10 protein-coding genes are annotated in these 14,078 nt (G+C 39.7%); 3 read left to right on the top strand and 7 right to left on the bottom strand.

What is annotated here, in order from left to right; genetic code table 11:
* Positions 1 to 185 precede the first annotated feature (185 nt).
* The gene (locus RB604_RS12115) at positions 186 to 698 is read left to right on the top strand and encodes an RNA polymerase sigma factor (protein ID WP_005923773.1); all 513 of its coding nucleotides are present in this window, start codon (positions 186 to 188) and stop codon (positions 696 to 698) included.
* A gap of 3 nt (positions 699 to 701) precedes the next feature.
* The gene (locus RB604_RS12110; RefSeq protein WP_005923776.1) at positions 702 to 1,286 is read left to right on the top strand and encodes a hypothetical protein; all 585 of its coding nucleotides are present in this window, start codon (positions 702 to 704) and stop codon (positions 1,284 to 1,286) included.
* A gap of 189 nt (positions 1,287 to 1,475) precedes the next feature.
* Here the strand turns inward: RB604_RS12110 and RB604_RS12105 are convergent, their stop codons facing one another.
* From RB604_RS12105 to RB604_RS12090, 4 genes are all read right to left on the bottom strand, one after another.
* Positions 1,476 to 4,361 carry an AAA family ATPase gene (locus RB604_RS12105; protein WP_055295506.1) on the bottom strand — a complete coding sequence of 962 codons (2,886 nt, stop codon included), beginning with the start codon at positions 4,359 to 4,361 and terminating at the stop codon, positions 1,476 to 1,478.
* Between the two features lie 158 nt (positions 4,362 to 4,519).
* Complete coding sequence (locus RB604_RS12100) at positions 4,520 to 5,770, bottom strand: exonuclease SbcCD subunit D (RefSeq protein ID WP_055295504.1); 1,251 nt, start codon at positions 5,768 to 5,770, stop codon at positions 4,520 to 4,522.
* Positions 5,771 to 5,798: 28 nt separating this feature from the next.
* Entirely contained in the window at positions 5,799 to 7,754 is a 1,956-nt protein-coding gene (locus RB604_RS12095; RefSeq protein ID WP_055295502.1) for a sensor histidine kinase, read from the bottom strand.
* 11 nt (positions 7,755 to 7,765) lie between these two features.
* Positions 7,766 to 9,637 (bottom strand): sensor histidine kinase, encoded by a 1,872-nt coding sequence (locus RB604_RS12090; RefSeq protein ID WP_055295500.1) that lies wholly within the window; start codon positions 9,635 to 9,637, stop codon positions 7,766 to 7,768.
* Between the two features lie 301 nt (positions 9,638 to 9,938).
* Between RB604_RS12090 and RB604_RS12085 the strand changes: the two genes are divergently transcribed.
* Complete coding sequence (locus tag RB604_RS12085) at positions 9,939 to 10,697, top strand: lysophospholipid acyltransferase family protein (RefSeq protein ID WP_005923789.1); 759 nt, start codon at positions 9,939 to 9,941, stop codon at positions 10,695 to 10,697.
* Positions 10,698 to 10,846: 149 nt separating this feature from the next.
* Here RB604_RS12085 and RB604_RS12080 read toward each other — a convergent pair whose 3' ends face one another.
* The 3 genes from RB604_RS12080 to RB604_RS12070 all read right to left on the bottom strand — a co-directional run bounded on the left by RB604_RS12080 (position 10,847) and on the right by RB604_RS12070 (position 14,041).
* Complete coding sequence (locus RB604_RS12080) at positions 10,847 to 11,746, bottom strand: hypothetical protein (protein WP_005923792.1); 900 nt, start codon at positions 11,744 to 11,746, stop codon at positions 10,847 to 10,849.
* 9 nt (positions 11,747 to 11,755) lie between these two features.
* A complete protein-coding gene (locus RB604_RS12075) occupies positions 11,756 to 12,133 on the bottom strand; it encodes a DUF3244 domain-containing protein (RefSeq protein WP_021936164.1) in 378 nt (125 codons plus the stop codon).
* 165 nt (positions 12,134 to 12,298) lie between these two features.
* Positions 12,299 to 14,041, bottom strand: coding sequence for a tetratricopeptide repeat protein (locus tag RB604_RS12070; RefSeq protein ID WP_055295498.1), 1,743 nt, complete (start codon positions 14,039 to 14,041; stop codon positions 12,299 to 12,301).
* Between the last annotated feature and the right edge of the window lie 37 nt (positions 14,042 to 14,078).

Below are 14,078 nucleotides of genomic sequence, written 5' to 3'. Positions count from 1 at the left end.
ACTCGAAAAACAGTAACTATATTACATATTTTTTTTCAAAAGCATCTTCTATCATTACCTAATAGGCTGAAATATGATAAGGAAACGACGTGAATCCACAAATTCTTTTCTATCTTTACCCACTTTCACTGTGATTTTTTTAATTCCGTAACGACCAATAATCCAAAAAGCAATCGAAAAAACCAATGGACTCAAGAGCCACGCAAGTCAACGAAAGCATAGAGCAGGAATTCCTATCCGTTATCCGGGAATACGAGCGGGTGATATATAAAGTGTGCTACCTGTACACCACCCCTACGGCTACCCTCAACGATCTATATCAAGACGTGGTACTCAATCTATGGAAGGCCTTTCCTAAATTCCGCAGAGAATGTAAGATATCAACATGGATCTATCGTATCGCGCTGAATACCTGTATCAGCTTCATTCGTAAAGAAAAAAATGTGCCGGAGTTTGTTACCTTAAACCGGGAGGGGGACTGGATGACCGAAGAGAACGATCCGCTTCAGGAAATGCTTCGCCAACTTTACCGGATGATTAACCAATTGGGACAGCTCGACAAATCCATCATACTGCTTTATCTCGAGGACAAAAGTTATGATGAAATATCAGAAATTACCGGCTTGACCGTAACAAACGTAGCAACCAAATTAAGCCGAATTAAAGATAAATTAAAAAAAATGAAGAAGGAGGAATAAGATATGGAACTGGATGAACTTAAAAAATCATGGAATGCATTGGATGAACATTTGAAAGACAAAAAGCTTGTCAAAGATGAAGACATATCCCAGCTCATCAACCATGCCACAAAGAATATCAATGCAATCAGCCGCTTGAACAAAAGATTACGTATCATCTCTCTGACAATTATTGCATTATTCATATTGGCCCTGTTATACGACGGTGTATTCCCGGATATCTACTATCAGATTATTCTCATAGCTCTGATACCGGCTTTAGGATGGGATATATTCAGTTCCCGCTATCTCAGCAATACAAAGATAGACGAACAGCCGCTTGTTACTGTTATTTCCCGCTTCAACCGTATGCATCGTTGGGTAATCCGTGAACGGATCATCGGTATCGGTTTTATTTTGTTTATGGCTGTATTTTTCTTTTTTTACCGGGAAGTATGGCAACACGGCACCGGAATGATCGTTTTCTTTTTCGTGATATGGGCAATAGGCATTATCATTCCTCTCTCGATATATCGTAAGAATCTGGGGCGTCTCCGCGAGATAAAGAAGAATCTCGGAGAGCTAAAAGAATTAAAAGATAATAATTAGCTCGGATCCGGTTTAAATTTTCCTCTTACAAGTTTTTATCGGCATTATTAAAACCGACCCTTAAACCATATTCTTCTCTTCTCTCTAACCTGAATAATTCATAATCAGTAGTAAGTAGCTAAGTAGTAAGTAGTTAACTACTTAACTACTACGTATAAATTATTCAAGTTAAGTATAGCGGAGAAGACTTTATACTATTGTTATCTCACTCTTTCCATTCACGGATTTATGCAACTGTATCTGTACGGAAATACGTTCGCTCATCTCCTGCACATGTGAAATCACACCAATCTTGCGCCCTTGCATTTGCAACTGTTCCAATGCCTCCATAGCGGTACGCAAACTATCGGCGTCCAATGATCCGAAACCTTCGTCAATAAAAAGAGATTCCACTTTCAGATTATTACTCGATAAAGACGAAAGCCCCAAAGCCAACGCTAAAGATATCAAAAAAGACTCTCCGCCAGACAACGAATAAACGGTACGTACTTCATCGCACATATCACAATCAATAACTTGCAAAGCCAATGTACCAGGCACCTGTTGAAGTCTATAACGCTTGGAAAGATAAGCCAAATGTTTATTGGCATGCAACAGCAACAGGTTCAATGTGTAACTTTGAGCAATCACTTTGAACTTTGTTCCATCGGCACTTCCAATCAATTTATTCAGCTTGGCCCATTGCTCGGCAACAGTCTGCTTCTCCTTCCATTCCGATTCTATTTCCATCAGCCGCTTTTTATTCTGTTCTTGCTGCAATAAACGGGCCTCGACAACGGAAAGCAAACGCTCTGTCTCCCGGTTTGCCGATTGACAGGCGACAATATCTTCAGACAAATGTTCCGGATTTTCTATTTTCTCCTGCTGATCGGACAGCTCAATAACAGTTTGTGAAAGCTGTTTGATTTCTCCTTGTATCCCCAAAATACGAACATGAACCGATTCCATGTTTTTACGGGCAAGTTCCAATGCCTCATTCAACTCTTTCTCCCGCCGATGTACTGCCGCTTCAGCCTCATCCGCCGGTTTACCTTTCAAAAGCCCGGCACGCGATTGCTGTAATTCGCCCAATTCCTTGCCTATTGTTTGAAAACGCAACTGCTCAGTGGCCTCCGCCTGCTTGGCCATAGTCAATTGTTCTTCAATGGCAGTCAATTGCTGAGTCAATAACCGGACTTGATTCACTTCTTTCCGAAAAGCCTCATAATGCATACGCAGTTGCTTTAATCTGCCGTCATGTTGTTGCCATTCGGCATAAAGAAGCTGATACTGTTTTATCCTCTCCTCCAATGCACAAAGGCACTGCTGTAACTCAGTCAAATGCGCATCCAGATACTCAGGTGCACGTTCTGCAACTGGATAGTCCGCTAAAACCTCTTCCTGGGCTTTCTGCTGAACGGCATAGTTATTTATATCCCGTTGAAGGGCAATCACACGATTATTTAATTGATTATAAATGTCTGAAGCTGATTTATACTCTTTCTCGATCGAATGATAAAGAGTATCGGCTACTTCATTATCCTGTCGATAAGGATGCGATTGACTACCACATACCGGACATGCTTCCCCGTCATGTAAATCACAACGTAAAGCCACCACATCTTTACTGATCGCCATACGGGCATTATCATAAAGTTTCTGTAGGGAGACGATTTGTTCTTGCTTCACAGCAAGTTGCCGCATTAAAGCAGCCAGTTCAGTAGAAGCTTCTTCTCGCTTTATACACAATTGAGCAAGTAATTGACTGGCCTGAAAAGCACGTTGCATCTGCGCCTGCTGTTTCAGAAGTTTATTCTGTTCTTCACTGACAGACTGAATTCCAAAAGTATTAAGGCGTGACACACGATTATCATTTTCCTGCTGAAGAGTCGTCAATTGTTGTTCTTCATGAAGTAAAAGTTGCTCTATACGTTGCAAATCGATGGGCAGAGAGTTATCAAAGTTATCTTTGCCTTTCAACAATCTGCTCATGGAATTTTGCGACCCACTGAGGGTCTCTTTTCCTGTACGGTATTTCTTTTCAATTTCTGCTGTCTGCTTCCGGGCAAGTAGCAAGGTCTGTTCCGATTGTCGATACTGAGTTCGTAAACTCTGCAAACGGACATCCAACTCGCGTGCCTTGCGCAACTCCGGTTGTAAAGCCTCCCATTGCTCTTGAAAACGAGCCAGATAATCCATCTGTTCCGCAAGGCCCGTTTGAAGTCTTTTTAGCTCCTCTACACCTACAAATTCCTCTTGTTGCTTTTCGTATAACTGTTTTTGCCGTATTTTGAGAGATTGTACAATGCTAAGTTGAGCATTCAGTTCCGTAAGGCGTTTTGTTTCGATAAAACGAAGTCCGATAAGGCGCTCCTGTTCCTTTCGCAATGACAAAAGTTCTTCCTCCGGGATAAGTTCGATGAGACTGATCGTATTTTTGAGAAGATTCATCGCTTCGTCAGCCGCCTTACTACGGGCATAAATCTCCCGGGAGATACGCGAATAGATTTCCGTACCGGTAAGTTTTTCCAATAATTCCGCTTTCGCAGATTCACGGGACTTCAAAAAAGTAGCAAAATCATTTTGGGCAAGCAATACCGTGCGTGTAAACTGTTCGTAAGTGAGCCCTACCAAAGCTACCAATTGGTTCAACAGTTCCGTTTTCGTACCTTGTAGTTCCTCTTCCTTATCCAAATCAGTAACCTGAATGGTTTGAGGTTGCAAAGAACCGGTAGCCTTGCTACGAGCGCGCCGAACCGACCAACGGGAACGATACCGCCTTCCGGTTATCCCGATAAAATCTACCTCAGCAAATCCTTCTCCCGTCCCCCTGCGAAGAATATTCTTCACATCCGACTGATTCACTTGATTTTCACCTACATCAGACAGGTAAAGATTCTCGCCTGATGCTGCAAAACGGGGTGTCTTATCATAAAGTGCCAGACACAAAGCATCCAATATCGTCGATTTTCCAGCTCCCGTAGGACCGGAAATGGCAAATATACCGGCAGAACGAAGAGGCTCGGCAGTAAAGTCCACCTCAAAAGTCCCTTCAATAGAAGTTAGATTCTTTAATCGTATTGTCAATATCTTCATAATAAATAATGTGCCAATAATTCAATGTGCCAATATGCCAATTGGAGAATGAATAATGAATAAAATGAAAGAATGAAAAAATCTGCCTATCAACTGTACCATCATCTGCCAGACATTTCTCCCCGCTTCCTTTCCCTTCTCTCCATTCTTCTCCCCGCTCAATTCTCCTTTCCCCCTTCCCTCACCGCTTCTTCAAACAACCGTTCCAGCTCTTCCGGCATTTCTGTCTGGTAAGTATTCTCAAAAGTCATCTTGAGTATTTGTAAAGGGTTCATTTCCTGCAATCCGGTAGCCACCAATGCTTCTTCCTTCACGTCTGTTTTAGCCTGTCGATATACCGAAACAATACGTGCCAGACGAACAGCTTTGTCAGACAGTATTTCTTCTATCTGTTGTCGAAGCATCGGTTCCGGTTCTGTCAACAGTACTTTCACTTCCAAATACGGATAGTGAGAATTACCTTTGGCTTCTTCCATCTGTAACGGTAACCGGGCAAGTTCATCCAGTACTTCCTCCGGACTGACAGCCTTTCCTTTCGGCACGCTCAGCAAACGAACCAATGGAGTATATTCCCGCTTCTCTATTTCCACAGCCCATCCTTCGGCAAGAGTCACCATCACTACGCCATGATGATAATCCCTTTCTGCAAACGACATCGGCAACGGACTACCGGCATAACGTATGTTCTCCCGTCCCGACACACGCTGGGATTTATGAATATGCCCCAAAGCCGTATAAGCAATCTGCTCTGTAAAAGTGTCAGGTGAGACACATTCCAAACCTCCAATAATGGTTCGTTCGCTGAAATCACGTTCTGCAATTTCCGACCCCGTAGCTTGCAGATGACCGACGGCAACTATTGCCTGATCCTTTTTTCTCCGTTCCATCGCCCGATTTTGCAGACGCGTATAAAGTTCCTTTACCCCCTCCGCATAGGGATTCCCATCAGTTACCACCACCGGATAATCTCCTTGCCGCAGGAAAGGTACTGCCAAACAGAGAGCTTCCACTTCTCCACTACGATTCTTCAATTCCACAATCAAATCATCGTAATCGATCTCTCCATCACGCCGCCGAACAATTCCTTTGATATCGGTACGCATTTCCTGCAATAGCGGTAAAGGAGCTTCAAGACGTGCAGCAGAATCATGATTGCCCGCCACAATCACCAATTGTAATTGCGGATTTTCCGTTGTCACTCTTCGGATAAAGCGGTAGAACATGCGTTGGGATGCAGCCGACGGATTGGAAACATCAAAAACATCGCCAGCAATGAGTAACACATCAATCTCATTTTCTTTTAATTCACGGGCCAGCCAATCCAAGAAATGCGCATGTTCTTCCACGCGATCGTAGCCGAAGAAGGTCTGTCCCAAATGCCAGTCGGCAGTATGCAAGATACGTATCATTCGGAATATCTATATCAAAAACATTTATTCAAAAATCGACTAAAGGACAAGTAAAAACAACCGTAGGTCCATCATCTGTTTCTACATTTACTGTATAAGTACCACCAAAATAACGAATAAAATGAATATTAATTTCATTACGGATCAATATCTTTTTATCTTTTACGTTTTCTTGTGCAAACAATGTACCGACCACACGAAAAACCAACATCGAGTCGACTTCGTCTCTTTCTATATAAAACATTACAAGATCCTCCCCTTCTCCCGAAACGAGTAATCCACGTAATAAAGACATCAGCCATTTCCTGTCGGTACATATCGTCTGAGACTCTACGGCAGTCTGTAAAACCACCTTTGCATTTTCATCTTCCACTTGCCCGTTGATAAAACCGACAATTTCACGACAAAGTGCAATTGCTTCTACTTCTGTCTGTTCATACTGTATTTTTCCAGATTCTAAACGTGAAAGTTCCAATATGTTATTTACATAATCCAATAACTGTTCAGCATTTTCCTGTATGATTTTCCCGTACCCCAGCTTACTCTCCTGATCCAAATCATCTGACTCGGCCAGTAATTCCGCAAAACCGACAACCGCATTCAACGGAGTACGCACATCATGACTGATCTCCATCTTCAATCGTTCTTTGGCCATATTATCCTCTTCGGAATGTGCCGCTGCCTCTGCGGCGGCACATTCGGCCAATACTATCTTTTTGGAAAGATGACGCGTATAAACGTAAAATAAAAAGGCTAAAACCAAAAGAATCAGTAATATGACAGAGACCCGCAAATAATTTGTATTCTTGATTTTCTGCTTTTCGAGCAACAGTTCGTCAATGTGATAAATCTCCTTCACCTGATTCAACTGGTCGGCAGAAAAAGCATTGTTTAAAGAGTCCTGCGTTCTTACCAGATAACGACGGGTTTCAATCGCCGCATCAATATCCCCCTTATCAAACTGGGTAATCGCCTTGTAGTTTATCAGCGTTCCGAATATAAATACATAATCTTTCAATACGATAGGAGTCACCTCATCAACAAAAGCAATACTCTTGTCATACTCCTTGGTGCGTGAAAAATACTGCAAGCGAACCAGTTGTACATTCAACCAGAATACCGGATCGACATGGGGTGCAAGCAACTCCTGAGCACGTTCAATATGCAACAGAGCCTGCTCAAACTTTCTTCTGTTCAAATAATGCAATACATATTTCACTTCACAATCTATCGCCAGATCAGTCCAGTTATTTTGCGCCTCCGGTTCGTTGCTCATCACTTCCTGCAAAGTCTTATCCATCTCACACAAGTAAGGCATCTTCGACTTGTCATCTCCTCCATTCCCGTAAACCTGAGTGATCCGGGAAAGAATATCTACCTTCAAAAATGGTTTTGTTCCGGGTTTAAACTCATGATATGCCTTCATCAAAACTTTAAGAGCCTCTTCCGGACGGCTGGATACGGAATAAGCACACCCCAAACTATTGTATGCAGCGATCTTCCCATTATTGCTATTATGAGCTATGGCCTCTTCCAATACCTCCTTAGTAACATGTACAGCCTTCTCTATCATCCTTTTAGAAGCCAATGCCCGGCCGATGGCCGCTTTCCGTTCCAAGTAATAATCATAAGTCCCCACCCCGGACACCAGTTCTTTCAACTGATTCACCCAATAAGTCAGGCTGTCCGGATCATGCTTTTTATCGTAATAACCTGCCAGATAATAAGCTCCTTCATTTTCATAAAAAATATTCTTCTGTCGTTTTGCTTCTTCATAAAGGGCGGTTGCAAAATATCTGTTATAAGGAAAATACTGATGACAGTAAGCCATACTTTGAAGATAAGCCAATCGGGCAGTATCCGAAGGCATGCTTTCTGCCAAAATCAAAATACTGTCGCGATAAGTAATTCCTTCATTCTTCTCAGCCCGCAGACTAACGGACAGAAAAATAAGATATATGAAACACAGGATTAATCTTTTCATGACAACAGCCGTTATATTAGTTTGGATTCACTCTTCAACGGATGCAAGAAACAAAAACGCGCACCCTCCGTATACTTATCGTCGATCCAAATCTTCCCTTTCAGCCTTTTCAAGATCAACAGACAGATAGACAATCCCAGCCCGGTTCCCTGCACAAAGTCATTCAGTTTCTCAAACCGTTCAAAGATAAGTTTCTGTTTTTCAAGTGGAATACCACATCCGGTATCGGTCACAGAAAATAAAGCCATATCAGCATCATCAATGCTTCTCTCTAACCGCAGAACAATAGATCCCTGAGTGGTGAACTTTGTGGCATTGACCAATAAATTAATCAACACCTGCCGCAGACGAGAATCATCGGTATCTATCATTAAAGAGGTAAGTGAAGTGTCAAAACGCAATTCAACCTGCAGTTTATAAGAAGCAGCTACCGTCTCTATAACTTCACGGCAAATTTTCACAGCATCCTGTCCCTTGATAGTCATACTGATATTATCTTCATCAAAATCTGAAAAATCAATAATATCATTTATCAATTTCAGCAATTGATATGAATTGATCCTGATAATTTCACAATACTCTTTTCGGGAAACCTCGTCCACTTCTATCTCTTCCGAAGCCATTAAGGTGGAAAAGCCAACGATCGCATTCAACGGTGTACGTACTTCATGGCTCATATTAGAAAGGAAGAGATTCTTTTTACGAATGGCATTTTCCGCTTTCCTATTCATCTCTTCCATTTTTTGTTTCGATTGCTTCAGACGAAATATCTTTCGCCAGCTGAGAAATATAAACAACGCCAGCACCATAGCACATCCCCCGATCGCTATCGCATAATAACGAAGCGAACGGTTACGGTCCTGCGTTATCTGATAAGTAAGTTGATCCGCCTCGAAGCGTGCGCAAAGCTGATCAATCTCTTTCGGATAATTCGCCTTAAATTTAGAATTTATATAAGAATAAATAGTGTTGTACAAAGTGAAAGCCTCCTCCTTACGTCCCATCTTCTCCAATAATTGTGCTTTCTTCTCCATCGTACTAATATACAGTTCATAATTATTCCCGGCATGCTTCAAGCTGAAAAAGTAATCGTATATTTCCAAAGCCTTTTCCAGCGCATTGCTCTGTTCCAGATAGTAAGCCTCTGCCACCAGAAAATATTCCAAAAGCCCGGGTATTAACTTGTCCTGCTGCTTCCGTACTTTTTCCAAGTAGCTATCGGCCTCTTCCAATGCTCCTGTATGGATCTTATAATATGCATTAAAAATAGACATCACCGTCTGCTCCAATTCAGACTGGCTGTCAGTAGAATACTGATTTAACAACCTCACATATTTAGCCATCGCTCCTATATCCTTCATACGCAGATTGTATTCGGCCAATTCCACCAGCAATATTTTTTTCATTGTTTCACCCCCACCATACTCTTCAAAAAGTGCCAACGAACGCTCATAAGCATCACCTGCCTCTCTTTCCCTTCCAATAGCGGTATAAATTTCACCGATGGCATTGAGAGAAAGGGCCATGCCCAAAACATCTTTCAAAACCCTGGCCTTGGAATACATTCTGTCGCTATGGGCAATTGCCATCCCCATCTTCCCTTTGAGTATTTGAGATTTTATTATAATTCGGGACAATTCAAAATAGGAATCAAATTGTTCATGCAATTCGAGTATATCCAACAGACTATCGGCATATACAAAACTACTGTCTTTTTCTTCCAGCACATTAAAGCCGAGACTGTTACAGAAAGATTGGATGATTTTCCCCTGTAAAGCGGTATCCTCTCCGACCTGATCGGCAGCATCAGTAGCAGCAGTGGCATTGCCCGCTAAAAACAAAGCACAGAAGCCCAACAGCAGATATTTCAGTAGCTTTCTCATCAGACAGTAAAAAGTGTATGTTCTGTTTGCATTGATCTTACAAATTATCGACAAATCTACATAAAAAATATCAGACTCTCACAGTAGTTTGACCGAAAGAAATGAGAATCTGTAAAAAAAATCTCCAGAAAGTTTATTATAAGTATTATTTAGATAAATAACGATCATGTATGCAAATTGGATATATCATCAGAAATACAGATTATCGTCAGCATTTTAGATATCCCCTGATTTTTATCCGTTTTGAGACACGACAATAAAAAGAGATTCTGTATCTTTGTCCTTCGAAAATCCAACACTCATGAAAATACTGTATTACATCTATCAGATTTGTATTGCATTGCCGATACTGTTAGTATTGACTATTCTCACAGCCATTGTAACCATCATTGGTTCACTGGTAGGGGGAGCACATTTCTGGGGCTACTATCCCGGCAAGATATGGTCGCAATTGATCTGCCTTTTCCTGCTTATACCAGTAAAGGTACGCGGCCGTGAAAAAATACATAAGCATACATCTTATATATTCGTTCCTAATCATCAAGGATCTTTTGATATTTTCCTTATTTATGGTTTTTTAGGGCGTAATTTCAAATGGATGATGAAGAAAAGTCTCCGCAAACTTCCTTTCGTAGGTAAAGCATGTGAAAGTGCAGGGCATATATTCGTAGACCGTTCAGGACCTAAGAAAGTGCTTGAGACCATACAACAGGCCAAAAACTCGCTGAAAGACGGTGTATCATTAGTCGTATTTCCCGAAGGAGCACGTTCATTCACCGGACACATGGGATACTTCAAGAAAGGAGCTTTTCAATTGGCAGACGATTTACAGTTGGCAGTTGTCCCAATCACAATAGACGGATCATTCGAAATTCTTCCCCGTACCGGAAAATGGATTCATCGTCACCGTATGATTCTGACAATCCATGATCCGATTCCCCCCAAGGGTAAAGGACCGGAAAACATAAAAGAGACGATGACAGAAGCCTATGCTGCCGTAGAAAGTGCATTGCCGGAAAGATACAAAGGAATGGTAAAGAATGAAGATCAGGATCGCTGATCCTCATTTTCTATGCCCATCAGAACCTTTTTAGTATCCAATTATTTATAAAAAAATAGGGCTGGGATATGCTCCCGCACTTCCCAACCACTCAATCAATCGTGTGTATTAAAAAAATCCCATTATGTAATTTAGAAAACCAGAAGGATTTAAGAATCTCGCATTATAGAATAAGATGAAACTATATCCCATATTTTTTTATTATTCTCCGACATTTCTTTTCTCAACTTATCGGATATAGTTTCTAATTCACGTGAAGAGAGTTTTAAAGCAGATTTTATCTCTTTCTGAAACTGATCAAGAGAAAAATATTCATCCAGTTCTCCACCAATTTTACCAGCAAAATAATTGTGATATTGGTCTACCACATTATCCTGTGTTAATATGCCACCCGACCCATAATCACCAATAATGATAACGGGCTTTTTATGTAAAGCTCCTTGTAACGCTACATATTTACTACCGATAACAAGACTGGCGTTTTGGATCATAGTGTCCAATTCAAACTCTTCACGTACGGTCACATGAGACGCATAACCTACTTCATAAAGTTCCTGTTCACCCGAATAAATGATGTTAATCTTATATTGGGTTAAAGTATTTAAGACGATGAATGTTCTTAATGCCGAACGTCCATTACCAGCTCCAACCAGAATAGAGGGTTTGGAATACGGATATTTAAGATAAGCATCCGTCTCTTCAACGAAAGGAAAAAGCAGGTCTGTAACACAGTCACCGCAAAAATGAGTTTTTTGGGGTGCAATCAACAGTAAATGCTCATATAGAGTAGCACCTCCTATAAACTCTTCCTCATAATCATCTGCCAAGATGGAATAAATAATAGGAATGGCAGGATGTAACGTCTGTATTCTCTCATAACCTCTCTTATTAAAAGCAAAAGCAAGATCATATAAACTCCATCTCTCTCTTACGACGCTTCCTGCCATATCCACTTGATAACGTCCATCTTTCAACAGCCTTATCAAACCTTCACAGGCTTTTTGCTGTGTATATGTGTTACAACAAGCAGAAAATAGAATTTTCCTCATAATGATGAATTACATTAATGTAAATTCGCCATAAACATAACCATCTTTTGAGTTTCTAAATTCTATTATATAAGTACCGGCTTGATAATTTTCCACGGAAATGGCAACTTGTTGTCCAAAAGCAGTTACATCCATAGAAGATGTATATACTACATTCTGGGTCGCATCTTTTATTGCAATATCAACATTACCTACAGGAGTAGTAAATTCAACATACAGGACATTTCCTTCGAAAGTTGCAGAAATCGGGAGTTCTGGTTTTACAGAACGAGTACCAGCTTGAGAAAATTCTCCCATTAACACTAAATCATCCTCAAGAGGAGTACCGGCAAAAACATTGCCTACCATAAACAATGCCGTCAATAATACAAACAAACGTGATTTCATAAATTATATTGTTTTTTGTTTCCCCAAATGTACGGTGTCATTATGAGAAAAGCAAAAAAATGACCCGGACAAATCAAGCAATGCAATCAACCCACAACAAACTACAAATCAGATATTTAAGATCTTAAGTAAAAAAATCACCCGGACAATTGAAAATATATTTTCTTAGTAATTTCGTATAAAATGATCCAAATCTTCTTGAGGAGCCACATTCAACCTTTTTTTCAATCGCCCTTTAGCCTTTGTTATAGAATCAGAAGTAGTAAGAAAGACTTTCTTCAATGCATCATTTGTAAAACCAAACTTCAACAAACAAAAAATTTCAAGATCATGTTTTGTTAATTGAGGATATTCTTCCTGTAAACGAATAACAATACCTAAATATAAAAAATTAAATAAATCAAACAGATGATCCCAATCACTATGAGATAACTTTCCTTTAAAAGAACCGGATTTTAAAGAAAGCAACATACGAAATATAGATATATACTTACCATCCACTGGCGAACAAGAGCTACCGATATCACCACCTAATGAATTCAAACGTTCCACTAACGTTCTATTTTGACTTTGCAAAAGCAAAACCTTACCATTCAACTCACCTATTTTACTTCTATAATCCTCGGACTCACTCTGTAATAATTGATAATTAACCAGTTCTTCTTGATAAAGAGCTATTTCTTCCTTGTTAAAGTTTATTTGCTGTTCTATTTCTTGTATCCGTTTTTTATTATGTTGATGCCTATAATAAACATAAAGTAAACATAATAATATCAGAAAAAGCAAAACAAAACAAAGAAGTAATATGCTTTGATTTTTTATTTTCAACTGAAGATTTTCTTTTTGTAATTTTTCATTTTCATATTTTTTTTGCAAATCGGCAACAGCTTCTTTTATTTCTTTCTTTTGAATTATTTTAAATATTGAATCAGACCTCTCCTTATATTCTAAAGCCACCCAAGGGGCATTCTTCTGTTTTTCTAATTTAAAAAGCAATTTGTAAGCATCAGCCTGTGTATAGATATTTACGCCCCTTGTAGATTTATCCAAATAATCTTCAGCTACAGTCATATTACCCATCAACAAGTAAGTATAACCTAATGACAAATAAATTCCGGAAGACAAAGAATCTTCTTTTGCTAATTCCAAAGCTTTTAACAAATAATATTCGCTTTTTTTATAATCTTTCTTCAAACGATATAAAACACCAAGTTCCTGTAAAATAGTTAATTCAGAGTTACAATTATTATCATGAGCTATGGTTAATGCACGTTGATAGTAAACATATGCACTATCAATCTTATTATCACATGATAAATAATAACGAGCAATATTTCTTGATGAATAACTCATTCCCAGCACATCATTAATCATTGTATAATACCTTAAAGCATCCTGATAATTCAACAAAGCTTCATCTGTTAAATACTGACTCCAGTTTAGAGTACCTATTTCCTCCGAAATAAGCCCTAACATCCTATACTCCTTACTTCCGTCGAATATACTTTTCGCTTTTAAATAGTACCTCATAGCATCCTCCGGGCGATTAAGTTCTTTCATTACCCTTCCATAATAAAAGAATGACTTTCCTTTCGCAACCCATTGATCATCAAGAGAGCCATAGTATCCTACAGCTATTGAAATTAAAGAATCGGACTCCGGCTTTATGTAATTCTTATCCATAGCCTGTGTCATCAACAAACTATAGTCAGCCTGTGCCTTGCCATGCAAGCTTTCAGGATTTGGAATACGTTTTAATAGATTGAGAGCACTATCCGGATGTGCCTCCATACAATTTTCTGCAGAAGAGAGAGTCTGCACAACAAAATCCGGAGTTTTCTGACACGAAATTACCCACAATGGTAATATAAACAGGAGTATAAGATTAAAAGCATATTGTCGTAACATAGTCTATTCGAGTTTTGCACAAAAATACGCAAAAAAC

This window comes from Bacteroides salyersiae (assembly GCF_031172035.1).
GTDB lineage: Bacteria > Bacteroidota > Bacteroidia > Bacteroidales > Bacteroidaceae > Bacteroides > Bacteroides salyersiae.
The sequence above is the reverse complement of the archived record's forward strand: the minus strand, read 5'-3'. Positions and strand labels throughout refer to the sequence as shown.

Coding starts and splice junctions, on each gene's coding strand:
- RB604_RS12075 (WP_021936164.1), bottom strand. CDS start 12,133: ATGAAATCACGTTTGTTTGTATTATTGACGGCATTGTTTATGGTAGGC.
- RB604_RS12070 (WP_055295498.1), bottom strand. CDS start 14,041: ATGTTACGACAATATGCTTTTAATCTTATACTCCTGTTTATATTACCA.
- RB604_RS12110 (WP_005923776.1), top strand. CDS start 702: ATGGAACTGGATGAACTTAAAAAATCATGGAATGCATTGGATGAACAT.
- RB604_RS12080 (WP_005923792.1), bottom strand. CDS start 11,746: ATGAGGAAAATTCTATTTTCTGCTTGTTGTAACACATATACACAGCAA.
- RB604_RS12085 (WP_005923789.1), top strand. CDS start 9,939: ATGAAAATACTGTATTACATCTATCAGATTTGTATTGCATTGCCGATA.
- RB604_RS12100 (WP_055295504.1), bottom strand. CDS start 5,770: ATGATACGTATCTTGCATACTGCCGACTGGCATTTGGGACAGACCTTC.
- RB604_RS12115 (WP_005923773.1), top strand. CDS start 186: ATGGACTCAAGAGCCACGCAAGTCAACGAAAGCATAGAGCAGGAATTC.
- RB604_RS12095 (WP_055295502.1), bottom strand. CDS start 7,754: ATGAAAAGATTAATCCTGTGTTTCATATATCTTATTTTTCTGTCCGTT.
- RB604_RS12105 (WP_055295506.1), bottom strand. CDS start 4,361: ATGAAGATATTGACAATACGATTAAAGAATCTAACTTCTATTGAAGGG.
- RB604_RS12090 (WP_055295500.1), bottom strand. CDS start 9,637: ATGAGAAAGCTACTGAAATATCTGCTGTTGGGCTTCTGTGCTTTGTTT.